The sequence below is a fragment of the Pirellulales bacterium genome (assembly GCA_035546535.1).
GTDB lineage: Bacteria > Planctomycetota > Planctomycetia > Pirellulales > JACPPG01 > JACPPG01.
Genome location: DASZWQ010000193.1, coordinates 14338 through 39426 on the forward strand (window position 1 = coordinate 14338; position 25089 = coordinate 39426).

General features: G+C 60.2%; 18 protein-coding genes and 1 tRNA gene. 5 read left to right on the forward strand and 14 right to left on the reverse strand.

Translation table 11 applies throughout. The features are described 5' to 3' along the window. Positions 1–46: 46 nt before the first annotated feature. The gene (locus VHD36_22420) at positions 47–3118 is read right to left on the reverse strand and encodes a DUF2309 domain-containing protein (GenBank protein HVU90104.1); all 3072 of its coding nucleotides are present in this window, start codon (positions 3116–3118) and stop codon (positions 47–49) included. Further along, positions 3115–3492 (reverse strand): metalloregulator ArsR/SmtB family transcription factor, encoded by a 378-nt coding sequence (locus tag VHD36_22425; protein ID HVU90105.1) that lies wholly within the window; start codon positions 3490–3492, stop codon positions 3115–3117. The genes VHD36_22420 and VHD36_22425 overlap by 4 nt, the downstream gene beginning before the upstream one ends. Before the next feature lie 477 nt (positions 3493–3969). Here VHD36_22425 and VHD36_22430 point away from each other — a divergent pair, with 477 nt between their 5' ends. From VHD36_22430 to VHD36_22440, 3 genes are all read left to right on the forward strand, one after another. Beyond that, the gene (locus VHD36_22430; protein HVU90106.1) at positions 3970–4479 is read left to right on the forward strand and encodes a hypothetical protein; all 510 of its coding nucleotides are present in this window, start codon (positions 3970–3972) and stop codon (positions 4477–4479) included. A 284-nt stretch (positions 4480–4763) separates the two neighbouring features. After that, the gene (locus tag VHD36_22435; GenBank protein HVU90107.1) at positions 4764–5453 is read left to right on the forward strand and encodes a slipin family protein; all 690 of its coding nucleotides are present in this window, start codon (positions 4764–4766) and stop codon (positions 5451–5453) included. Beyond that, positions 5413–5571 (forward strand): hypothetical protein, encoded by a 159-nt coding sequence (locus tag VHD36_22440; protein HVU90108.1) that lies wholly within the window; start codon positions 5413–5415, stop codon positions 5569–5571. Before VHD36_22435 ends, VHD36_22440 begins: the two co-directional genes overlap by 41 nt. A gap of 309 nt (positions 5572–5880) precedes the next feature. Here VHD36_22440 and VHD36_22445 read toward each other — a convergent pair whose 3' ends face one another. From VHD36_22445 to VHD36_22490, 10 genes are all read right to left on the reverse strand, one after another. Then, entirely contained in the window at positions 5881–9924 is a 4044-nt protein-coding gene (locus tag VHD36_22445) for a protein kinase (protein HVU90109.1), read from the reverse strand. 110 nt (positions 9925–10034) lie between these two features. Further along, positions 10035–10619: a sigma-70 family RNA polymerase sigma factor gene (locus VHD36_22450; GenBank protein HVU90110.1), complete on the reverse strand. Its 585-nt coding sequence runs from the start codon at positions 10617–10619 to the stop codon at positions 10035–10037. A 135-nt stretch (positions 10620–10754) separates the two neighbouring features. Further along, positions 10755–11525: a PEP-CTERM sorting domain-containing protein gene (locus tag VHD36_22455; protein ID HVU90111.1), complete on the reverse strand. Its 771-nt coding sequence runs from the start codon at positions 11523–11525 to the stop codon at positions 10755–10757. 277 nt (positions 11526–11802) lie between these two features. Further along, positions 11803–12510, reverse strand: coding sequence for a hypothetical protein (locus tag VHD36_22460; GenBank protein ID HVU90112.1), 708 nt, complete (start codon positions 12508–12510; stop codon positions 11803–11805). Between the two features lie 222 nt (positions 12511–12732). Then, positions 12733–12807: transfer RNA gene (locus VHD36_22465), tRNA-Pro, on the reverse strand. Between the two features lie 227 nt (positions 12808–13034). Beyond that, complete coding sequence (locus VHD36_22470) at positions 13035–14432, reverse strand: DUF1501 domain-containing protein (GenBank protein ID HVU90113.1); 1398 nt, start codon at positions 14430–14432, stop codon at positions 13035–13037. Positions 14433–14559: 127 nt separating this feature from the next. Continuing rightward, on the reverse strand, positions 14560–15420 hold the full coding sequence (locus VHD36_22475) for a hypothetical protein (GenBank protein ID HVU90114.1): 861 nt from the start codon (positions 15418–15420) through the stop codon (positions 14560–14562). 258 nt (positions 15421–15678) lie between these two features. Continuing rightward, the gene (locus VHD36_22480) at positions 15679–16917 is read right to left on the reverse strand and encodes a hypothetical protein (GenBank protein ID HVU90115.1); all 1239 of its coding nucleotides are present in this window, start codon (positions 16915–16917) and stop codon (positions 15679–15681) included. 452 nt (positions 16918–17369) lie between these two features. After that, positions 17370–17900, reverse strand: a complete 531-nt coding sequence (locus tag VHD36_22485) for an N-acetyltransferase (GenBank protein ID HVU90116.1) — start codon at positions 17898–17900, stop codon at positions 17370–17372. Positions 17901–17921: 21 nt separating this feature from the next. Beyond that, positions 17922–18944, reverse strand: a complete 1023-nt coding sequence (locus VHD36_22490) for a ThuA domain-containing protein (protein HVU90117.1) — start codon at positions 18942–18944, stop codon at positions 17922–17924. Positions 18945–19343: 399 nt separating this feature from the next. Here VHD36_22490 and VHD36_22495 point away from each other — a divergent pair, with 399 nt between their 5' ends. Beyond that, complete coding sequence (locus VHD36_22495; GenBank protein ID HVU90118.1) at positions 19344–20375, forward strand: sialidase family protein; 1032 nt, start codon at positions 19344–19346, stop codon at positions 20373–20375. A gap of 118 nt (positions 20376–20493) precedes the next feature. On the opposite strand, the gene VHD36_22500 is transcribed toward VHD36_22495, so the two are convergent. Beyond that, the gene (locus tag VHD36_22500) at positions 20494–21801 is read right to left on the reverse strand and encodes an MFS transporter (protein ID HVU90119.1); all 1308 of its coding nucleotides are present in this window, start codon (positions 21799–21801) and stop codon (positions 20494–20496) included. A 240-nt stretch (positions 21802–22041) separates the two neighbouring features. Next, complete coding sequence (locus tag VHD36_22505) at positions 22042–23052, reverse strand: PEP-CTERM sorting domain-containing protein (GenBank protein HVU90120.1); 1011 nt, start codon at positions 23050–23052, stop codon at positions 22042–22044. Between the two features lie 415 nt (positions 23053–23467). Between VHD36_22505 and VHD36_22510 the strand changes: the two genes are divergently transcribed. Further along, entirely contained in the window at positions 23468–24865 is a 1398-nt protein-coding gene (locus tag VHD36_22510) for an FAD-dependent oxidoreductase (GenBank protein ID HVU90121.1), read from the forward strand. The last annotated feature ends 224 nt before the right edge of the window (positions 24866–25089 follow it).

A 25089-nucleotide genomic window follows, 5' to 3' on the forward strand; every position in this document is an offset into this window, starting at 1 on the left:
GGCGAAAGCAATACGATGGGCCCCAGCACGGCAGCGATTTCCATGATCAGACTTCCACGACCTTATGGGACTGGTAGCATTTCCCGACTTCCGCGAACTCCAGATGGTCACGCCAACCGCGATACCAGTCCACGGATGATTCGGCCGTCGGCAGACGCTCGGCAACGGGTTGGTACGGAAAGAACTTGCGATATTCAAATAGCTCGATGCGGGAAGAGTGCGGATCGAGCACCGCCAGCCGTACCCAGCGGTTCCGAACCAGCCGGTCGATGGCAGCGTTGCGAGACATGAGGTTGACGATCACCGCTGGCGTCGTCTCGACCACGATCAATAACCGCATCGGTTCGTGAATCTCGACCATCTGCCAGGGCAGCCCTGTTCTCATGTCGCTGGCCGCGCCGTCCATCACACCGACAAGTGATGTGATGTTGTGCGGGAGCTTCGTCCCGCAGCCCCATCCGGTCGAATCCACGCGACAGAAGTAATATTCGAGGCTTATTCCGGCGCAAACAGGCACGGCGGCGGCCAAAACGCGAGCCAATATTGTTGCCTCCGCATCATCACGCGTCGGGTCGTAGGAGACGAGAAATGCGCGGCGATCGAGAAACAGGCCGCGGGTTCGCTGCCGCCGTCCGACAATGCAAATAGCATTGGTCGCATGACCCATCTCGGGGCGGACCTGGGCCAGGTCCTCGGATCGATTCTCGACGTGTTCCCTGGCGCCGGCAAACGTCAGCGTCAGGGGGGCCGACTCGAATCTCCTGCAACGCTCGTGGGCATTTCCGCCGAGCGCCTGCTCAATCGCGGTACGCGCATAGTCCAAATCGGCGCGATGAGTTCCGGGCAACAGGTCCTCGTCGAAGACCCTGAGGGTTTCATCACAGGTATTGTGGAGGGCGCCCAGGAACCAGGTATCGGCGGGGATGACTAACCCGCGATGTGCCAAGCCGGCTCGAACTCGACCGTCGTTCAACATCGCCGCGATCGCGCGGGCATTGGCCCCCCCCGCCGAACCGCCGCAGGCACCGCAATCGTAGGCCGACGCGTGTGGGTTATTCATGCTCCGCGACCCGTGGCCAATGAAAAGCACCAACCGGGAAAAGTTCTGAAGCAGTCCGATGTCGCGAAGCTGTCGTTCCGCGAGATCGGTCATTTCATCCGAGGTATATCCCAAGTGCTCACCCTGCGAGCCCGGGGTGCCTGCGCTTCGTTCCAGGCCAAGGCGCGTACGCGGCGGATGGACGAAGCGCGCCAGTCGTGCACGGATACCGGCGGCAAGTCGCGGTGAAAGCGTGCGGGCAATTAAAGGAATCGTTGCCAACACTCCGAGTGCTGCGGTCAAGAATGCTCCCGTCAAGATTCCACGGGTGCCCCGATGAATGTTGTGAAAGACGGTTCCCATCAGCCGCCGCGCCTGACGGCGCCTGTGGGCATCCGGCACCGCGTCGTCGGAGCGCTCTTCGACATAGTGCCTGGGTTGAATAACGATGGGACAAAGTGGCACGAAGTGAGCGTCGGCACTGCCGCGATAGTACATCGCTACGCCGAAAAACCCGGCGGCGCTGAATGTCTCACAGTCCGAGGCCGCTTCCTCCAGGTGCCGGCGAAAAGACTCCTCCCGCTCATCCAGGCAGGTGATTACCTGGAAACGGGGTGTGGCCGGCGCTGGTTGCGGCGCGTGGAGCGCGAGTGCGTCCAAGGCCTGTTCGCGGAATCGCTTCTCGTATGCCGCATGCAAGGCGCGACGCCGTTGAATACCGCCGAACGCTTCGATCTCACGAATCAGGTCCGCCCATTCCTCGGCTGTTCTGCGAAGGAGCCTGTCGGGCGGCCAGCCGAGGACCTGCGCAAGCTCGAAAACACTGAATGCCCGCTGCTGTTCGCTTGACGGAGCCGAACGAGGACAGCGCTTGCGGAGTTCGGCCCTCAGCGATGCGAGAGGGCCGGTATAGCCGAGTGTTTGTTGCGAAGCGTCAATTAGCGCGAAACGTTCCAACAACAGGCGAACCGCGAGGAATTCCGTCAGGGTGCCCGCCGGAATCGCATGTGGGACACGGTCGCCACGGATCTCGATCTGCTGAATGATGCCGGCCCAGCCCCGAAGCGAGAGCAACGTTTCCTCGAGAAATGTATCCCACGCGGATTCCGGAACGCCAAGTGCCGCAAGCGACTCGAGAATTGAGTCCAGGGCGCTGGTCTGCGCGTCTTGTAGTCGAGCCATCTCGCGGGCAAGTCGCCGCAGCCACGGTACCGGCGAGGCCCGCTTCCGGTAGAGCGATGCGAATGCCTGGAAAAACCCCTTCTCGCGGTCCGGGAGCACCCAATGCGCCACTCCTTGATCGACGAAGGCGGCGGAGAAGCGAATAAGAATCGGGTTCACGAGCAAGTCGATGTCGATGCCGGTCATTTGCAGAAGTAGATCGCGGTGCCGCAGCGGAATCGACGGAGCCTCCGTGAATTCGGGCACCGCCTGGACGCCTTCGCGACAGACATGCCAAAGTGCTTCAAGCGCAACGGCTTCCCACGTCTCCGCCGACCAACTTTCGATTCTCGACTCGCCGAATTTCTCGAAAAGTGCGTTCACCCAGTCAGGTTGGCGGCGCGCGACGGTAGTTCCGTTGCGACCGCGAAGATCGCGCATCACCCACCGCCGAGTCTCGGCGATCAATTTCTGCTTGACGGCAACGGACGCCATCGGACTGACGCGCTGCAGTGCGTCGGTCATCGCGACGAACCAAGAGAGTTCCTCCGCTGGCCCGGACCGTAGCGGGTATTGGAGCATGGCGAGCCGAAGGTCGATCCGGCTGACTAATCGGGCTACGCCATCGACCGCGCTTATCCCGAGATCGTCCTCGAGCACCGCCCACAAATCGTCGGCCCGGATGCGCCCGGCCGTAAGCGCATCACGATAGCTGGATTCCGGAAGATAGGGCTCGCCGCCGAATATCTGGGTACCATGTTCGAGCGCCTGGTCGAACGGCAAATCCTCAAAGGCGTGTAACGTATTATGGTGGATGAAGACCGTGATGGGGCCCTGTGCAGGAAGCAAATGCGCGGCCCGCTCGATTGCCTCTCGCAGCACTCGATAACGGCCATCCGTGGCGGCGGAGCTGCTCATCGCTTGTCTCTCCGCCGAGCACGAGGCGCGGAAGCGGCCGGCCGGTCCAGAAGCCTTTTTGCCTCAAGCTGTTCCTTTCGCAGTAGTTCCAATGTGTCGGTTGCCTGCGCCAGGAAATACTCCCGCAAAGCCGTCAGTATCTTCCCAAACGCCGGGTCGCGAAGTCGGTAGAAGATTTGATTTCCTGCCTTCCGAGTCTGGACGATGTGCTTGTTCCGGAGGATCGCGAGATGCTGGGACGCATTAGCTTGCTCGATGGCGATCTTTTCGCACAGTTGACCAACGGATAGTTCGCCTTGCTGGAGATGCTCGACAATGGCCACACGCGTCGGGTGTGCCAAGGCCTGAAAGACCTCGGCCTTGAATCGGCGCATTGACTCGAGCACGAACCACCTGTGGGGGCTACAACACTGCTTAAGAATATGCATGTATTGGAATGTACTGGCCAAGAACACGCAAGAGCATCTGGGCTGTGCCTAACTCAAATCGCTTCTTCAGAATAGTGCGGGACTTGCGCCGACAACTGCATCACTCGGCCGACGTGGTTGTCGCGCGTGGCCCCGGATACGTCGCGCTCACTGGCCCATCGAATGCTTCGTCCCCAGACTCAACACGTACGCCGTGCGCAGTCCCGCGATCGACTCCCAGGGCGTGGTCCAGCCGAGCTTCGACCAAACGGTTTCGACGATGATCCGCATGGGAAAATGAAGGAGAGATAATCCACTTCGGCAAATTGCTCTTGCACGAATCGGTGCGCGCGGCTTGAATATTCCGCCGGTTGGGTGTCCTCGAAAGCGTTCCGGGCGGTTCAGATCCCTGGATATCTCACGCATTAAACAGGTGAAGCTGCCATGAGCATTCGACGATCGCGATTGTCGGCGGGCATGTTAGCAGTCGCGGCATTGCTGCTCCTCTCCGACCCGAGTTACGCAATCTATGATGGACTCGGCCCCTCGAAAGACGATTGGGGAATCAAGTACGATGTGGACTTGAGCCCCGCCGATGAGGGCAAGCTGACGGTCGAATTCAAAGTCGCCGACGAAGGACGACTGAAACCCTTCTATTCGGCCACCGTAGTCGCGTTCAGCAAGCAGGCCGACAACCAGGGACGCCGTTCCTACGACGTCAAAGCGCCTATCTCATTTCAAACAACCGCGGACGGGAAACTTGCGGGCCAGGTGCAGATTCCCGAGGGATTAGCCGATCGCGCCATGATTCGGATTCTCACATTGACGGTCGACGGCAAGAAGCGATCGCACGCTGCGTACTATGACATTCCGCTCAAGAAGTACGTGACCAAGGATCCGGCCACCGCATCGTCCTCGGCTGCGCCGTCGGCACCGAAGGCGACAAAGCGGTAAGGGGCATGACTCGGCGATCGAGACAGCCCTCAGTATTTTGCCGACGAGCTTCCTTCCCTCCCAGGATGCCTGATCGTCGTAAGTGTGCTTGTCAGAGCGCGCTTCGGCCACTTGACCTCGTCTTGGTTGACATTATTTTAGGGAAGATTGCCTGGCAAACGGCTGAGAATGTTCAGCCGGGCGCACGTCTTGAGCAGTCTGCCACGACGCAGCGCTCGACATTTCATCGACCATGAAATCGAGCCGGCTTTCAAGCCGATCGATACTGGACGGCGTTGCGCGAAGTGAAGGTCGAGGTGGTCGATGCGCGGCGTGTGCGTTTCGAGCACCCGGACCTGAAGGTCATCGTGCAGTCGCCGCTGGTCGAGCGCGTGCTCGAATTGGCGACGATGCAGGCACACCACGTGGGCGTCCTGTTCATCGACGGCGAGTACGCCGAGACGCTGCCGCCGGGCCGCTACGCTTTCTGGAAGAACATGGCCCAGGTCACGTTCGTCCAGCAGGACATGCGCGCTTGCGTGTTCGACGTGGCCGGCCAGGACATCATGACGGCCGACAAGGTCACGCTGCGCATGAATGCCGTGGTCACGTACGGCGTCATTGATCCGCGGCAGACGGTGAGCGTCGCTGAGGACGTGCGTCAGGCACTGTATCGCGATGCGCAGCTTGCGCTGCGCGCCGTGGTGGGTGCCCGCGAGCTCGATACGTTCTTGACGGATAAGGAAGGTGTGGCTCGCGAGCTATCGGATTCGATCCGCCCGCGCGCCAAGTCGCTAGGCCTGGAGCTTGTGGCCATCGGTATCCGTGACGTCATCCTGCCGGGCGAGATGAAGGACCTGATGAACAAGGTCACGGAGGCCAAGAAGGCCATTCGACCTCTGGTCGCAGGAGCGACTGGCCAACCTCATCGCGCGCCGCGAGGAGACGGCCTCCATGCGCAGCCAGGCCAACACCGCCAAGCCGCTGGCGGATAACCCGACCTTGATGCGCCTGCGCGAGCTGGAGATCTTGGAGAAGATCGCGGCCACGAGCAAGCTCAACATCGTGTTGGGCGAGAAGGGCCTGACGGATCGGGTCGTCAACGTGTTGTAAGTCAGGTGTGCTGTAACGAGAAGGCCCCGGCGGCCGGATTAATCCGGCCGCCGGGGCAGCAAAGATCGGGGCGACAGGACGGCTATTGAACTTTTTATGGTGGGCCTGAAGGATTGGTCGGATGGCTTAATCCGCTAGGGCAAACGAATTGGCGGATCCCTCCACCCCTATTACGGCATAAGCCGCTCATGATTCTCACTGAAAAAGACACGTTTACCGGACAATTCCTTCGGGAGGTCAGTTCGGACCTTGTCTATGGCAGTGGAGATCCGTTCGGGGGCTGGACCAATTGATCCTTGCGGCCCGGACTCATTTTCTCGCATTCGTGGCACCATCTTTTGGAGCGACTGAAAGGCACACTCCAGCTTCCTTGCGAAGAAGTGCCAACTCTTGTTGCATCGTCCAGGGAAGGGGTTTGGACAAAACTGATCCCTCTGCCAATTCCTTTTGACCATTCTTGTCGATCCACTCGACAGCCTCGTCAAAGAGCTTTGCAGCTTCGGCTGTGAATCCGAGGCGGCAGCGAGCCATCGCCAGGAAGAGCTGATTGAACGGACGATGGAGGCTTCTAGAGTCGTCCGACTGAATCAGCCCCTCCAGCTGCTCGGCGGCCGTGGCCAACTGACCACTCCGATAGAGAAGATGCGCATGAACGCCGCGGTAGAGCCGGCTTTGGGGCTGCTGCCTAACGGCCCAGTCAGTGAGATTCAAGATCGGAGTGTAGTCGGCTACTGCGTCCGATGCGAGCTTGCAGCAGATCCCCAATTTGAGGGCAACGTCGGCGTTCTCGGCCTGCTTGTTGTTGCTCACCAACTCGTCGCAATACTTGCGGTAATCGTTGATCTGCCCGGCTGCGAGGAAGAGCAGAGCGAGTTGATACGCGTCGGTCTGGTCAGGCGCCAAACGTGCCACGATCTGGGCCTCCGCGAGCGCCTCTGGCAACTTGTCCTGTTGAATATACACTTGAATCAAGCTTGCACGTGAAGCCACCGCGTTCGGTCCGATTTCGATGGCGCGGCGGTACAATCGCTCAGCCTCGCCTGGGTCGTCGGCGGCAACAACACGGGCGACGTTTACGAGCGCGGATTCGATTGCGGCAAGGGGAAGCGTTGCGTTGGGTTTTCCTTCCCACATCGACAACACCTTTCTCCATGGTTGTTCAGCGTCGGCGCGCTTGCCTTGACGAATCAGAGCGTCGGCCAACTCGACATAGCTTTCGCTGACCCGAGCTGCCAGTCCCGTGTCACTGGGAACGTCAACCATCAGTTCTTCATTAATCGACACGGCGCGTCGGAATAGGTCCTCAGCGTCCCGTGGGCGACCGGTATTCTTCATCAGCCGTCCCAATTCTAGATAGCTGAAACCATGTTCCAGTCGGTAGAACGGTACTCCGGGTGCATCGATGGCCAGTTTCTCAAACAGATTCAATGCGCTGCGATGAAGTTGCTCCGCCTCTTCGTGCCGACCATCCGCGAATGCCCGGTTTGCCAGGTGCCAATATGCATGGCCCAGATGCACACGGTGCTCGTACGCAGCCGGAAAGCTGGCGACCAGCTTCTGGTTGATTGCAATCGCTCGATGAAATGCGTTTTCGGCCGCGGCCGCATCCTGTGCCACGAAAACGCCGAAGTCGTCGAGACTCTGTGCCAGGTCTGATTGGTAGTCGGCAATGTCCGGGAATTCCGCGACTAGCTTCTCTCGCAGCTCTAGCGCCTTTCGAGCAGCGGCTTCCGCGTCACCGCTTCGACCACTTGCCGCCAAGAGACGTGCAAATTGCAGGGTATTGGTCGAGACTCCTTGTCGACGAGATGGTGAGTCTTGCGGGGTCGAACGCTCCAAGTCAGCCAGGTAATCAACAATTACCGTCTCGCTCTCGCCTGAGCGGCCAAGACCGTCCAGTAACTGGGCCAGCTCACTGACGGACTGGAAAAAGAGACGCGCGTACGTTTCAACCCCAGGGAAATTCGCGGCCAGTCGGCTGACGATTTCCAGAGACCGGCGGTACGCCGCTTCGGCATCTTGAGGTCGTTCGAGCTTTTGGAGCACGCGTCCGAGCCCCTGGTAACCTTTTGCGAGATCGTACTGGTAACTGTGAATCGTGGGGAATTGAGCGCCCAGCTTCTGCAGAATCTCGATTACCTGGCGGAGGGCCTTTTCGGCGTCACCGGGCTCGTTGCGCGAAATCTGAGTTTCGGCCAATGTGAGATAGCTGGCAGCCAGCCAGGCGTTGAGATGGCCCTGCTCAGGGAAGTCGCGCACGAGCTCGTGGCCAAGCGCAAGGGATTGCTGATTGGCCGCGTCGGCTTCCTCACCGCGCCCCCTCTGCCGCAACCACCGTGCCTGTTGCTCGTATGCACGCGATAAATCGAGCCTGTAGCTGGCAACGCTTGGATCATCACGCACTAGCCTTTCCCAGCAACCGATCGCCTTGTTGCTCCAAAACTCCTGCTCTTCGCCGGTCAACGTGTTCGCGAGATACAGACTTGCACCGGCGATTTCATTAGGAAAATCTTTGATGTCCGGGTTGTCGTGAGCAAACTTATCGTAGATCTGCGCTACTTTCTTCAAGTAGCGAATGACCTCCTGAAAGTTGACGGCCCCTCCGCCGTCAACTTCGGAGAAGCCGCCCAGCCAGATCCGCGTCAGCCGTTGTTGGACGGCGCGTGTGTCGCGTCCTTGCGCAATAAGGCGTTCAATCGCATCGACCCCGTCTCGCATCGGCGGAAACCAACGATCGGAACTTCCCCCGGCCAGATACACAATCTGTGCGACACGGACGTTAGCTGCAGCGACATCAGCCAAAAGCTCAGGATCATTGCCGTGCTGCCGAAGAAAATCTTGATAGTAGGAGAGTGCCGTTTCCAGAAGCTCGGTCCGTAGGGTTTCCAACCCCGGCGAATTGAGCATCGGATTGCGGCTCACCATCGTAAAGTACTGATCCACTGCCTGGCGGGCCTTCTCGAAATTCTCTTGAGCTGCGATACGTTGCTTCTCTGCTTCTGCACGCTGCTCCTCGGCAATCCGTCGCTGGCTTGCCTCATCGGCACGGGCCGTCTCGGCCATGCGCTCGGCCTGCGTGGCGCGAATGGCTTGCCACGCGCTGGCAACGATCCCGCCTACGAGCGCCACCGAAACGATCGTCGCGGTGGTTAGTGCAACTCGATTTCGGCGCGCGAACTTACGGAACCGATACCCGGTTGACGGCGGTCGCGCCTCGATTGGCTCATCGTGCAGATAACGCTCAATATCGCGAGCCAGACCGTTGGCCGTCTCATAACGTCGGGATCGCTCCTTCTCTAGCGACTTCATTACGATCCAGTCCAGATCGCCCCGCACCATCCGACTGAGCTGTGCCGGTTCCAGGTTCCGCTGGGCGGCAATCGTCGGCAAGGAACGACTGCCGCTGATCTTAGTGCTCGGCTTCGTCGGCTCTTCCTCTTTGATGAGTCGCAGCATTTCTCCCCAGGCTGCTTCCTTGAACCGCTGCCGGTCGAGCGGCGTCGTGCCGGTCAGCAGTTCGTACAGAATCACACCCAGTGAATACACATCAGTGCGTGTATCAATGTCGAGGTTGTTGAACTCCGCTTGCTCAGGACTCATGTACAGAGGTGTACCCACCATGAGTCCATGTGCGGTGAACAGCGTGCGTTCAGTGAGCGGTTGATGCATCGCCTTAGCCAAGCCAAAGTCGATGACTTTGGGTACCGGCTGACCGTCATACAAGCAGACAAGAATGTTCGATGGCTTCAGATCGCGATGGATGATGCCCTTTTGATGGGCGTGTTGCACTGCCTGGCAGACTTGTACAAACAGCATGAGCCGTTGCTCGACAGTGAGCTTGGCCTGGTCGCAGAACTCGGTTATTGGGACGCCTTTGACGTATTCCATCACAAAAAAAGGGCGTCCTTCGTCCGTGACGCCACCGTCGAGCACTTTGGCAATGTTGGGATGATCCATTAGCGCCAGCGCCTGACGTTCCGCCTCGAATCGTGCAATCACCTGTCGCGTGTTCATGCCCGGCTTGATGATCTTCAGCGCGACGCGTCGGCGAACCGGAAATTGCTGATCGGCCGTGTAGACCACGCCCATGCCTCCTTCGCCGATCTGCTCCAGCAACTTGTATGGGCCGATTTGCAACCCGGCCGACCCGGAGCCCGCGTGGTGCCGCGTGGGGCTGAATCCTGGAAGTTCACGATCTAGCGGGCCGCTCGATTTATCATGAGCCGCCAATAGCTGCTCGATGCTGTGGCGCAGGGCATCGTCGCCGACACAAGCTTCGTTCAGGAATGCGGCGCGGGAAGCCGGCGAGGTCCGCTTGATCGCCTCCAGGAAAACGGCTTCTTCGTCTGCCATCGTGACACCAGATTCCGGTGGAGTGGATACAACTCTATTGACAATGCGCTGTTTCCGGCTTCAAGGCCTCAGGGCATCCAAGAGGATTTCGAGACGGTCTCCAGCGCACCTTAAGTGTCGAGTGTCTTAGCCATTTCGCGATGCAGCCAGGCACGGGCGTAAGCCCAATGCCGATCTGCGGTGGCTGGCGAGACGCCAAGTGCCGAAGCTGCCTGATCCATAGTCAATCCGGCAAAATACCGCAGCTTCACTAAGGCCGCTTTCTCTGGATGATTGGCGGCGAGGCTTGTCAATGCCTCGTCCAAAGCCAGCAGATTGGCGTCTGTTTCAGCTCGTTCCACTGCGACGTCGGCCAAAACGACGCGCGCCATGCCACCGCCACGTTTTTGCCGCGCTTTGCGCCGTGCTTGTTCGACCAGGATGCGTCGCATGGCCTCGGCTGCGGCGGCGAAGAAATGGCCACGACCATCCCAATGCTTTCCATTGGTTGATCGTGCGGCCAACTCCCTTGGAACGAGTCGCAGATACGCCTCATGCACCAGGGCAGTGGCAGCCAGCGTTTGGCCAGGTTTTTCTTGCGCCAGTTTTTGGGCAGCCAATCGGCGCAGTTCGCCATAGACCAGCGGCAACAGCTCGTCGGCCGCGTGCGGGTCGCCTTGCTCAACAGCGGACAGGATATGGGTGATGTCGGTCATCACCTGGCCATAATATCGATTTGGATTGCTCAACTCCACTCGCCGCCGACGCTGACAAGACCCCGGTTGCTCGAAGAGTTCATAAAACCGGATCGGTGCCGACGAATCGGGTGCCCGGAGCCCTAACCACGGCTTTCACCATCCGTTGAGTAAAGTTGGGACTGATCGCTCAGGGTACCGTCGGCGCCAGCCAATCAAGCTGGCCAACCCGACGGCCAGTAGCACGAGCGTGGATGGTTCAGGTATGGTGATTGTGGTGCCAGCCAATGTGCTGATACCGTTGATGTTCATCTGGTCGCCGGAGGGGCTGAAGCTCACATTAAAGACGACCATCTCAATGGTTGGGCCGCTACTGTTGTCGAGTCGTGCGAAGAAAGCGCCTGCAAAATAATGGTCAGCAGAACTGAAATCGGACGGAATAATCAGCCCGCCGTTCCCTCCAAAATCACCCGTCATATTGCCCGCGGCGACGAAGTCCTGCGCTGACGTGAGGCTCGGGACGCCGGCGTCTGCGAAGGCGCCAGCGGTATTCACATCAGCCGAGAGCGTCACGCCCTGATCAAACGCTTGGACCCGGGTGTCGTCGCCCAATGTCACGCCCAGCGTGTTGTAGGTGTAGGTCGTATCGAGGTCGAACGCGCCCACCGGAAAGTTGGCATCGGTCGGTAGCGGGATTATCGGCTGGGGCGGGAATCCGCCCGGGGTGATGGGTGTTGGTAGATATAGGGGGGACTCGACGCGAAAATAATTCCCGAGCGCGGGGTTGGATTCCGCAACAAAGCGGAAGTCGGTAAAACCATCGCCGTCCAGATCAATGTCTGTCGGGCTCGCCGCGGTGATCGAAAACAACGACGCGCTGGCTGGGGTAGAGATCAACATCACCGCCGCAAATAAATAGCGAATCATGGCACTCCTCCTCGGAGTTAGAGTCAAAGGCAAAGGAGCAACGATCGATGGGCACAATATTGCTCTAAGCTTGAATGTCGTTGTCATCCGTATCAGCTCCCTGCGACTAACACGCACTGGCAGCCTCTAGACAATGCGCCGTTCCCCCCTCTTACGCCTCACCTAGTTGAAAAGAAATCGCCGCACCCGATCGGGTCGATGCGAGGCGCTCGGTCTCATACCCATTCGCGATCCAGAATGGGCGCGCGTAAGGGGAATGCTAGTCGGCAGTTGCACGCTAAACTCCCTGTGCAGAGGCCGCCTGAACCGAGCTTTCAACCAAGCCGACATCGACTGGCATGAGAACCGCCTCGCGAATGCGAGGCGCGAGGGATACCTCACCGCTGCGGTCGAGATCGCATGGCCGCAGAATGCAAACCTCGGCGGGGCGCATGCCTGTGAGCCGTTGCAGGCGCACCATCGCGGCAACAGTATGGGGCAAATGCGGAATGGTCGCGTCGACAGTGGCGTCGTCAACCGGCCCAATCGGCTGCGCCTCGCGTGCTTCGCAGCGCCCGCGTTGCAATCCGGGAAGCGCGGCTAGCGCCTGATACGTCGAGATCGGCAGAAGCTCTTGAGTCGATGCCCACCGGAACGCCCTGCGGATGCGCGAAGCATGACCGTTGGCATACCGCCGGCAGGCACCATTGTCGATAAACCGCTGGCGGACTGCGGCGAGGCTAAGCGGTCCGAATTCCGCGGCCAGTGTATCGCCATACATCTGCCGCAGGGTGCGCAACGAGACTCGAATGCTATCCACCGTCGGCGTCGGGCGTCCTTCCTTGCGGTAGTAGCGCTCGGCGAACGCTTTGTACGCGCGGCAAAGTTCAGCGATCGTCATGCCGTGTCGCTCAACCTGTGCAACTAGCACACGGCCGCCGGCCAGCCATTCGCCGACAAGACGGTCATACTCTCGGACACTCGTCTTGCCGCCGTGCGGGCCCAAATAGTGATCGCGTCCAGCGATCGTGACGACGGCCTGACCGCTCGCTTTATGGCGACGGTACTTAGGAATCGAGGTTCCTGCTTTTCGTGGCATTATCGTGCGATCTCCTTCCGAGGTCGGGGAATAAAACGGTATTTACCGTTTTATTCCCCTTGGAATGAGCCGCACTGCCGACCGCCGGCAGGTAACAGAAATGCTTGTTTCGGCGGGATTTACGAATAGTCGGGGCGACAGGATTTGAACCTGCGACCTCAGCGTCCCGAACGCTGCGCTCTAGCCAGGCTGAGCTACGCCCCGTAATCGCAACCATCTGAACAACATTCAGTTGAAGCGAAAAATGCGTTTAACGACATGCCAAAGCTTCGATCCGACACGGCTGGCCTGGTCGAACCGCAAGCCCGCGGGAAGGAAAGTATAGCCGCTCGGCAGTTCGTCCACTACCCCAGCCATCCTCTCGGCCGGCGGCACGGCGCTGTGACGAAATGGGGGGCTGAGCACTCGCTTCAGAACGCGGCCTTCTTTTCTCAGATTAACTCGGCTATGGGGCGGCCGTCTTCGACGATCGGGCGCGGCCGCCCTCGCAGGTCGAGATACGTGCCATCGAGCGGAACGCCCATGTGATGAAAGATCGTGGCGGCGATATCGCCTGGCGTGACCGGCCGCTCGCGAATCTGACCGGCATCGTGTTCACTGGCGCCGATAATCTGGCCATGTCGGAATCCGCCACCGGCGACAGTCATGGACATGACGGGTGGCCAATGGTTGCGGCCGTCGGTACTGTCTTGCGTGCCGATCTGCGGTGTGCGGCCGAATTCTCCCATCGCCAGCACCAGCACGTCATCGAGCAGCCCCCGCTCGCCGAGATCAGCCACCAGTGTGGTCAGCAGATGATCGAAGACAGGCAGTAGCGGGCGGAGACCACTCATGATGCCGCCATACGGCGGAATATTGTCGCCGTGGGTGTCCCACGTGCCCGACGAACTGTGATTGCTCAGATCAATGGTGACGAAATTCACGCCCGCCTCGACCAGGCGCCGCGCGAGCAAAGCTTGCTGACACCAAGGATGCTCGCCGTATCGATCGCGATTCTCTTGCGGCTCGCGCGACAAATCGAATACCGCCTGGGCGCGATCGCCCGCGACGATGTCGACGGCTTGCTGGGAAAAGCGATCGAGCGCTTGCATCGAGCCGGACAGGTCGAGATTCCTGCGCAGCCGATCGAGCTGTCCGCGCAACTCCTGTCGCGATCCAAGTCGGTTGAGGTCAAGTCCGCCCGGCAGCTTGAAGAGGTTGCCGACATTGGTGGCCACGAAGGGATCGTATTGCTTGCCGAGATAACCACCAAAAGCCAGGTGATCGCGATCCTTCAGATTTAGCGACACATACGGCGGCAGCGCCGGGTCGTTCGGCCCGCGAAATTTTGCCACCAGCGACCCGATCGCCGGATACATGCTTCCTTCACGATTCAAACGGGGCTCGGCTTCCGAGTTGCCCGATTGCATGACCATATTGGGTTCATGATTCGAGAATCGCGCATCGACCGAGCGGATGATTGTCATCCGGTCGAGCATGGCGGCTTGCTTGGGCAAATGCTCGCACAGTCGAACACCGGGAAGAGCCGTGGGAATGGTCGCAAAGGGGCCGCGAATTTCGCGCGGCGCATCGGGCTTGGGATCCCACGTGTCGATGTGGCTCGGGCCGCCGGTCATCCACAGCAAGATGACGCTCTTGCGATTGCTCGAACGCTCGCTGCCCGCGGCGCTCCGCGATCGCAGCAGGCCCGGCAAGCTCAGGCCGGCAAGGCCAGCCAACGACGCCTTGAGCACGCCGCGCCGATCCCACACCACGACGCCTTCGCGCTGGCGCGCATTGAAGCTCGTGAAGGCATGGCCGTGCGAATTGGAATGCGGTGTCGGCCGCATGGGCAGGCTCGGCTGGGACGGCAGGCAATGGTCGGGCGGGCGGATTTCGGGCAGCGGTTCGCCCGTTCAGGCTACCCCGGGGCCGGCCATTCTGCAACGCGATTCCTCGACGGTCGCCTGGAGCGAGCTACCGCGCCGCGCGGCGGTGCTCGACGTGTACGGCAACCTGCAGCTTGCCTTTGCGGCGCACGTCGAATTCTTGGCCTGGCTCACCCCGCTGCTCGCTCGAGTTGACCGGACCGCGCAGTTCCACCACGGCCGGCCGGCAAGTGGCCAGTTCAATGAGGAACTTCCCTTCCACGGGATTACGACGTCCGCCCGCGGCTGCGGGAGGTGTGTGCAAGAGAGCGCACAACTGACCATCGACGCGCTCGGTTCCCATCAACATGACTTCCAAGGGCTCTTTCGAAAACGCCGGATCCCAGGCCGCCAGCAGCTTCTGCGTGTAGTCCGCGGGTAACTGCACGCGCTCGCCGACGCGCATGCTGCGGCCATTAAAGAAGACACCCAGCGGATTCGGCTTGCCAAGACTTTCGAGCGTGCGGGCAACGATCTCTCGTTCCTCGTCCGGCGGTGCCAGGCCGCGTTCATCGGCGATGAGCAGATCCTCCCCCTGCCGCGCGGCAAGATACGTCTTGCCTGCTACGGGCCTATCGGATGATTGCACTGTGCCCGAGCGTGGCTGGGTGCTTTGCTGCGATTGTTCATACGTCAGTCGCACCTTGGCCGACTGCCCCGGATCGGGATCGAGCCGCACGACCAGCGATTGCTCCTCGCGCACCGCCGCCTGATCGTTCACGTCGACGACCTCCCCGCCCTGCGAACGGACGGTCTTCAAGTCGATGGTAAAGCGCAACGTTTCGTGGGCCGCGTCCCCCACGGCTAGCGGCCGATAGGTAAAGCGATACTCCTGCGGCGGCGCGCCGGAGCCCGCCTCGATGGGGCCCAACCATACGACGAAGGTTGCGAGGTAAGCGAGTCGCGACATTATGAATGCACCCTCCCAACGGTTCATGAAACGTAGGTCGCTTGCACCAACTCAACAGGCCGCCGAATGGTGCTCGTTCGCCAGGTGCCGGTCAAGGGCAATCCAATCTCACGGAGTGCAAGCATCGGCCGGCATTGCAGACGCGCACAAAAAACCGCGTTACGGCCGGCAGAAGCCCACCGCAACGCGGGATCAGGGGACGATTTCACAGCCTCTCGAAAAGCCCCAGGATCGTATCAGGGGCTCTCTCCGCTCAGACTATTCGATCAGCTGCGGCACCTGGGCATAGCGCAGTCGGTCGTGCTTTTTGGCGTCGTAACGCTCGATAACGCCGGCGGACACCAGCTCGTCACGCATCCGGACAGGCACCGGATAGCCGTTACCGCTGATCGAGTTCGGATCGAACGGATGGAACGAGAAAATACCGTCCGAACCGCGGATCCGCCCGTACCAGTCGCGACCAGATTGAAACTTATCGACGGGCTGATTCACGGTTTTGTGGCACCGCATGCACGAAGCCCGATCGACCTCGACGAAGCCGGCGTCGTACTTGGCTGGCACGATATGAAAGGCCGCCTCGGTCGTGGGAGCGGCGGCGACGGCGCCGTTGGCCCCTTCAGCCCAAGGATTGCCCAGCGCCGACTTGAAAGTGGTCTTCGTGAGCAACTCTGCAACCAACGCGTCGTCTTCCAGCGACGGCAACACATAGACACCCATCGACTGCTGGAAAGTCTTCCGCGGATGCTGATCCGCTAGCTTGCGTTCGGGAAGCACGGTCGGCCCTGACAGCAGCTTCACGGCCGACGCCAGCGCCGGCCGCTCTTGCCAGTTGGGGCGCAATTCCTTAATGCCCTCGGCCAGGTCCTCGGCGCGCGGGAAGGGACGAAAGACGTCGATGGCCCAATCGTCAACCTCGCGGAAGCGTACGCGCACTTCAAAGCAATAGTCCCGCCCATCCGCGCCACGCATCATCAGCACTTCTCCCACGGCGGCCCCGGTCGGGAAGCGCCAGGCGTAGCCGTTCTGTCCGTCGCCCTGTTGCCGACTGCGAAACCAAACGATCGGATGCACCTTCCCGTCTTCATCTCGCGGCAGGCGCAGGAAGCGGAAGGTCCACACGTTCTTGGTGCGATGCGTCCCGGCCGGCGTGCCCCAGGGGAACTCGCGATTGCCGTTGCCGAACGGTTCGCTGCCGTTTGCCGAGATGTTGTAGCTAGCACGATGCACGCCCGGCATCTGGCCGTTCCAGAATTGGTAGGCCTTGGGCATCTCGCGGTCGGTGTAGACGATCAACTGCGGGTCCTCGAAGATCGCTTGTACCTCGGGATCGGCGACTTTCGGCAGGTAGTCTCGCAGTCGCTTCTCGCTCTTGGCCGGCATGAGACGCACCAATGCCTCGCGCTTGGCATCGGCCGGGGCATCCTCGGTCATCGACCAGGCCGAGCGCTCCGTAGCTAGTAGAAGTGCCGCAACAAGCGGCAATAAAAGACGCTTCATGAAAAGTTCCTCCCTGCAAGCAAGTAAAACCGTTGGTCCGTCGAATCCTGCGATAAAACCATTCGGAGGCCGAGGGACCCCACCGCTTTGGCGGATTCTTGTTGCAACGATGATTGAGGCATAGCCGTCGGCCATCAACCCTCAATATTCGGGGGTATTTTCTGCGCTTCGTCGCCTTTCTATTTTCACTATCTTGCGCAAGCAGGGGTCAAGCCGGGTGGCGATTAATTAGCCATGCACTCTGTATGACTTGCTATCGCACAGGTTAGCGGAGTCGAAGAAGCATCAAGGTATTCCGATGGCACGATGTTTGTTGGGGTGATATTTAGGGATTCTCGGTCCAGGAAAATTACAAAAAAGAAACGAAGGCTCTCGCGAAAAATGGCGGAATGCACGGTGACGTGAAATGCTGGCGTTTGCTGAAGGCCGATGCCAGGACACAAATGGGGCATCTAAACGCCCTGAAACGGCGCTGGATACTCGACCATGTCGCTGAGCGCCGCGGCCCCTGCGGGCGGGGTCAACTCGCACAACATGAACGACGCGTCGCTCACAGGAAACGGCGCTTCCAGGCCGCGGTCTCGCGCCGGACGAAATCCGAAGCGCGGATAGTACTCGGCGTGCCCGACAACGATCACCAGCCGGTCACCGCGTCGGCGACAAGCGTCGAGTCCTTCCGTTACCAAACGCGATCCGATGCCGGACCGTTGCCGCTCGGGCCGCACGGCGACGGGCGCAAGCGCCATGGCGGGCAGAGTCGTGCCGCCGCGTTGCCGTACGACGATCTCGGTAAACAGTATGTGGCCGATCAACTGGCCACCGGCAATTGCCACGAGAGAAAGGGCCGGATCAAAGCTTGGCAACTTGCGCAATTCCGCGATCAGCCGTGCCTCGTCCTCGCGCTGAAAAGCCAACGAAACGACGGTGCTGATCGCCTCATGATCGGTGGGCTGCTCGGCACGAATCTTGAGATCACCGGACACGTTTTCGCCCCCAGTGGTGCGCTATTTAACAAGTGCGTGATCGGCCGGCTTCACGCCTTTCTGCGCTGTGCCGAAGCCAAAGGGGTGCGGACGATAATCGCCGACCAGCGAAACATCGGATTTGGCAGGAATGTCGGCTTCGCGGCCGACTGCCCACAGACAGGCGTTCACCAGCATGCGGCGCGTTCCCTCGCTTGCCAAATCCTGCGAGGCGCCCATGGTCGTCGTGAAGACACGCGATTTTTTTCCGCCGCCGCCGGTAAATGTCTTGGTCCAGGCCACGGGCATCATAGGATCGTTTTGTTTGCCCGCGACCGGCGCGTCGGTCGGTTGCATTCCGGTAAGGACCTGGCCCAAGACCAACGGTTGACTATCGCCGGGTAGAGGCAGCCGCACTCCGTAGACGTCCGTCGGGCCCCAAATATCTCCGTCCTTGATGCCGCGCAAGATCGGATGCTCGTTCATGCCTGGGGCAACGATGCCGCGCGTGCTTTGCTTGCCATGCTGGCCGTGATGATTGATCCATGTCTCGCCGAGGACCTGGCGTCCAAATCCCCCTTCCCAATCCGGGCTTTGCCAGGCATACCGTGAATACTTTTCACTTTTCTTGTTGTCGAAAGCGTGCGTCGAAGTGCGCATGGCCACGATCGGTCGACCCGAATCGACGTAGTCGACGATGTGTTTCATCTGGTCGTCGGGCAGTTCGCGGAATCGCGTGAACAACACCAGGAGATCCGCGTCATCGAGCGCCTCAAGCCCTGGTATGTTGTCGCGGATGTTGGGATTGATCGAACCATCGGTTTTGTCGATGGCAAACAGCACCGTGCAGTTGAAGCCCTGCCGCTCGGCGAGGATTTTGGCCAATTGCGGCAGCGCCTCTTCCGACCGGTATTCCTCATCGCCGCTGACGAGCACCACCTTCAAGCCCTTGCCGGGCCCGCTTTCGCCGACATACGTTACCGAGGTGGCTTCGGCCGCGGCCAGACAGGAAGCGCTCAAAAAAGTGGCGGTGAATATCCACGCCATCGTCGAGCAGCGTTGCATGACGGTAAGTCTCCAGGAGCGGGCGGGTAAAGAATCCAGATCTCGCGTCACTAGTGTAAACGCCTGCGCCGGTGACTAATAGTCGCCCGCGTGTGCGGAGGGCCGTCTGCGACATGGTCCTGCGCCGGGTTGAAAACTGAAATGCCCCTCGCATTTTCGGGTCCAATTGCCGACAATAGCGAGCTAGCGGTAGGGGCTTCGCAGCGGGCAGTCAGCTCGCCATGGGATTTGCCGGTTCCGGCACGTGGGGCGCGCATTCAAACGATTAGAAGTCTGTACGCGGATCTATCGGTCCATTTGGACGTTCATCGTCGACTCTTTACACGCAAGGGGCAAGCAAGGTGTGTAGCGACTGCCATGATTTACAGGAAGCGATTTTTTGGTCTCCTGCTCCTCGTTGTGCCTAATGCTCTCGGTCTGACCGCAGGCAGCGCCGACGCAGCCGACACGGATCGAGCGTTCATTCACGTATGTCAGGACGCCGGGGCCGGAGGGTACGAAGCGTTCCCGGATGTTTGTCGCCGCCAAGACGGGCAGCTATTCTGCGTCTTTTACGCCGGTTACGCGCACGTTTCGCTGCCCAGCGCCGAACTTCCGCGCGGCGGGCGGATCTGCTACTGCACAAGCGCCGACGAAGGCCGAACCTGGAGTCCACCGCAGATTCTTTTTGACGGCGATCACGATGACCGTGATCCGTCGATCGCACAGTTGCGCGACGGGCGGCTGGCTTGCAATTTCTTTTCGCTGGCCAGGCCCAACCAGCCGGGCGTCCCCTACGACGGCTTGGGCAGTTTCATCATCTTCTCTGGCGACGGTGGTAAGACCTGGACGCCGCCGCACGGCATCGCCGGGCGCGAGTATTACTGCTCCTCGCCAGTACGCGAATTGAGCGACGGGCGATGGATCCTTGGCCTTTATCATCAAGAGCAAGGCATGCCAGGGGGTGCCATTACGATCAGCGAAGACGGCGCGAAAACCTGGCTCAAACCGACACGCATCGACGGTGCCGGGCAGAAATTGCCGGCCGAGACCGATGTCATCGAACTGAAGGACGGTCACCTATTCGCGGCACTGCGCGGCGACGGCGAGCAGCAGATGTGCTACAGCATTTCGCGCGATCATGGCCGTAGCTGGAGCCACGCCAAGCCGATCGGATTCCTAGGGCATTGCCCCTATCTGCATCGCACGGTCGACGGCATCATTCTGCTTGGCCATCGACAGCCTGCAACCAGCCTGCACTACAGCCTCGACCAGACGAAAACCTGGAGCCCGAACGTGCGTATCGATTCGATGAGCGGTGCGTATCCGTCGATGGTGAACCTGAAAGACGGCACGGTGCTGGTGGTTTATTACGAAGAAGGCCCCGGTTCGAGCATTCGTGCCAAGCGCTTTCGCGCAACCGCCAAGGGGATCGAATGGTTGGGGTTATGAAGCCAACTGCGTCCAGGAGGTAGCAGCGATGGCGAACCCGGCGCGGTGCCATGCTCTTTTTCCACGGGCGAATAAGCATGCGGGCGTCTCATCGTGCGCTACTGCAAGCAGACACGTTTCACATCAGTGGTTCGGCCGCGTCGTACATGGCTTCGGCCGCCGCAGCCACGGCTTGTGTCGGAGTGGTCTCCGTTTCGGCCGTGACCGGGCGCAGGCGCCCGGCCAGCCACAGGCTCGAGATCGTCGCGGCAGCCGACAACCACCCCAGGATGGGAAAGTTCTGCAGCGTGCCGTCGGCGGCCTCGGCCACGATCAGTCCACCGACGTACGCACCGACGCCCAGCGCCAGATGTTGCACCGACGAATTCGCGCTTAAGAAACCGCCGCGCCGACCGGGCGCGACACTGCTGGTGATCATCGCCATGGCGGCTACCATGCGGCCCGAATTGCTGACCATCACGCCAGCCACAAGTGCAATAGCGATCCAGGGCGGCACGCCGGACATATTCGTGACGGCCAGCGTCATCACGGCAGAAGCCGGCGCCACGATGCGAAAAACGCGCAGTTTGCCGTACCGATCGGCGAGCCGGCCGATCCACGGCGCCGAAAACAATGTCACGACACCACCGGCAATGAAGACCAGCGGCAACTGCTCTTCGGACATACCGACGTTATTGACCAGGTAAGGGCTGACGTACGGGAACACAACAAAGCCAGCAAACATCAGCGATACTACAAGTGCAAAAGCGCGCACGTGATTCGGTTGTGTGAAAGTGTCGACCACGACGGCCAAGGGATGCTCGCGGGCCGCGTCTGGCGTAAGGTGCCCGCGGAGGCGCGGCAAGGTCCATGCGGCGACCAGCATGATGGGGAAGCCGACGGCGGCGAGCAGCAAAAACGGTATGTGCCAGCCGAACTTCGTTCCAAGAAAGAGCCCAAACGGAACGCCCGCCACCGAGGCGAAGGCAAAGCCCGACATGAGCGCACCGGTGGCCCGGCCGCGCCGCTCCTCGGGAAAAACATCGCCGATGATGGCCATCGCCATGCCGCCGAGGATGCCGCCGAAGGCGCCGGTGGCTAGCCGTGCGAAAACAAGGGTGTAGTACGATGTTGCCAGACCGCAGAGCAGCGTGCCGACGAGAAAGCCGGCGTCGATCGCGAGAAAAGCGAACTTTCGTTCCAGGCGGTCGATGAGCGACGAGGCGACCAGGCCCGCGATCCCGCCGGCCAGCGTATAGCTCGACACGACGAGCCCAAACTGGGCTGGGCCGATTTCGAGGTTCCGCATCAACTGCGTGCCGAGCGGCATGATCACCATGAAGTCGACAATGGTGATGAACTGCACCGCCGCCAGCATCAGGATCACGATGCGTTCGCGGGTCTGCGTGGCCCCGTCTTCTTTTCCCGCTGTACCGACCCTGTTCATCCGGCCTCCTGCGACCCCACGAATTCGCACATTGACTGACATCTAATGAATATCCCAAGCAGGCTCGGCGCGGAAGCCCAGCGATCGCCGACCATCGCTCGCCATCGGTGGGGGCGTGCAGGTTTCGCGGCCGCTGTCGTTGACGACAGCGCGGCGCGCGAAGAAGTTCACAGATCCCCGGTAGAATCGGGATTCGTGAGAAATGCGTGAGCGCGGCGGCTCGCAACTCGGTCGCCTGGTTTACGTCTTGATTCGGCGCGATAGCAGCAGCGTCGCGGCGGCAAGAGTCATAAGAAGAATCCCGGTCGGCTCGGGCACGACGCGCGCGATGAGATTGGTGCCCGGCTCGGTGAACCAGATGTGGCCATCGGGCCCCGTCGTAATGCCTGCCGGATCGGAACCTGGCGCCAGCTCGCTTGCGGTGATCACCCCGGCCGTCGTAATCCGAGCGACTTTGTCGGAGAATTGTTCTGTAAACCACAGGTTGCCATCAGGCCCAGAGGTAATTCCCAAGGGGGAGGAGACGGCGCCCAAGCCGAATTCCGTCAGGGCGCCGGCCGCGGTAATGCGCCCGACACGGTCGCCCGTAAATTCCGTAAACCAAAGGTTGTTGTCGGAACCAAGAGCAATGCCAGCGGGGCCGCTGCCGGCCGAAACCGGAAAGTCGATAATCGCCCCAGCCGGTGTGATGCGGCCGACACGGTCAGTCCCTTGCTCGGTGAACCACAAGTTGCCGTCCGGACCGTTTGTGATCCCTGCAGGCATCGAGCCCGCCTGCAGGTTGAACTGCGTGACGTTTCCAGCAGGTGTGATGCGTCCGATTTGGCCGGAATCGGCCTCGGTAAACCATAAGTTCCCGTCCGGCCCCGAAACGATCCCCGACGGTCCCGTTGTGTCGCCGATCGCAAACGGCGTGACCGCGCCAGTCGGCGTGATCATGCCAATGGTGTTGCTGCCGTATTCGGTGAACCACAGGTTGCCGTCGGGTCCCGTCGTGATGTCGCGCGGTTGCGAACCGGCAGGCAGATTAAATTCCGTGATGACTCCGGCAGGCGTAATGCGGCCGATTTTGTCCGTTGATCCTTCAACGAACCACACGTTGCCGTCCGGGCCGGCGCTGATGCCTGAAAGGCCCGCGTTATTTGTCGGTACCGCGAATTCTTCGATCGTGATCGCGCGCGCCGTGAGAGAATTCAAAACGTGCAGCGCGATGCAAAGCCATCCGAACAACCATGCTCGTCGTAGATGCATTAGCGTACCTCCACAAGTGGCGGTATTCACGTCGGCCATTGGCCGAGCACCGATTCGCGCGTCGACGCCATTCTACCCACCCACCCGGGAGAAATCGCCACCCTTTTCCAGGTAGGTTTTGTCAGCGCCTAGCAGCCTGTTGAAAAAAGCCCTCGTGGCTTTTTTCAACCTCGCCAAGTGCGAAGCAAAGCTTCGCACGACTCGCAAAATAACGACTTACGTCGATATTTTGCCATCGCATCCCTGCGATGTCGCAGCCCGTTGAATTCTTCAACAGGCTGCTAGGTGAGGAGATTCGTGTTCGTGCGGCCGGGCCCTGAATAGGTGCGCCTCACCGCATCTCATGCGGCCATGCCTGATAAAATGCGATACGGCAACCGCCGCGACAGGGCTTTGAACGCCAGGAGAAATGACCATGTCCGTCGAGAATTACAAGAATCTTGTAATCGGCAGCGGCGCCGGCGGCAAAATCGTCGGTTGGGGCCTGGCCAAGCAGGGTCAGAAAACGCTGGTCGTCGAACGCAGCATGATCGGCGGTTCGTGCCCAAACGTCGCCTGTCTTCCCAGCAAGAACGTAATCTATAGCGCCAAGGCAATCTCCCTTGTAAACCCAAAGACTGGGCTTGGTGTCACCAAGGGACAGATCGAAACCGACATGGCGGGGGTCGTCCGTCGCAAACAAGCAATGATCGAGGGGCTGATCCAGATGCACCTCGACAATTTCCGAGCCACCGGCGCCGAACTCGTCATGGGACAGGCGCGATTCATCGCGCCAAAAACTGTGGAAGTGACCTTGAACGATGGCGGTACGCGGCAACTACGAGGCGAACGGGTGATTCTCGGGCTGGGCAGCCGAGCCAGCATTCCTCCGGTGCCTGGCCTGGCCGAGGCGAAGCCGTTGACGCACGTCGAAGCGCTGAACCTGGAAAGATTGTCCGAGCATCTTATCGTGCTCGGGGGCGGGTACGTGGGGTTGGAGTTTGCCCAAACACTACGGCGATTCGGTAGCCGCGTGACAATCGTGCAGCGCGGACCTCGTCTATTGGAACGCGAAGATCCCGATGTTGCCGATGCGGTGGCCGAACTAATGCGGGACGAAGGCGTCGAAGTTTTGCTCAACGCCCAGGTGAAAAACGTGACAGGCACGTCGGGCGCGCGAGTGACCGTGCAAGTAAAAGCGGGAGATCGCGAGTTGTCGCTCGATGCGACCGATATTCTGGTCGCGGCGGGCCGGACGCCGAACACGGACCAGCTCGATCTGGCGAAGACCGGCGTCGAGCTGGACCCGCGCGGCTATATCCGCGTTGACGAGCGACTGCGAACGACAGCTCCCGATGTGTGGGCCGCCGGTGATTGTGCGGGCAGCCCGCAGTTTACGCACGTGGGCGAGGACGATGCACGCGTGATTCTCAGCAATCTTGCGGGCGGCAATCGTACGACCCGCGACCGGTTGATTCCCTACTGCTTGTTTACCGATCCGGAATTGGCGCACGTCGGCCTGACCGAAACCGAGGCACGTTTCAGGAAGGTCGCCTACAGGCTTATCAAGGTACCGATGAAAAGCGTCCTGCGCACGCGCACTCTCTCCGAAACGCGAGGATTTGCCAAAGCGCTCATCGGAGCCGATGATCGAATCCTCGGATTTACCGTATTCGGCGCCGAGGGAAGCGAAATGATGGCCGTCGTGCAAACGGCGATGGTGGCGAAGCTGCCCTACACGGCCGTGCGTGATATCATATTCGCCCACCCCACGACGGCCGAAGGGCTAAACAGCATGTTCGCGGATACGCCCTCGGCAGCGGCGGCGAATTAAACTGACCCGGCGACCTAGATTCTTCGGCGCGCCATGTTGACCTGATTCCGAATCTTCTTGAAGAGACATTCATGATGAACGCCCAGTACTGTCCGGTTGAACTTTTTTGATTTTGTTTCAAGTAGTTGGCCAAACGCAACTTGCATTCAAGCATGAGCGCGCACGACTTCAAATTGATCGCTGAGAATGAACCACTTTGTTCCGGTTTAGTCGGGCAAAGGGTC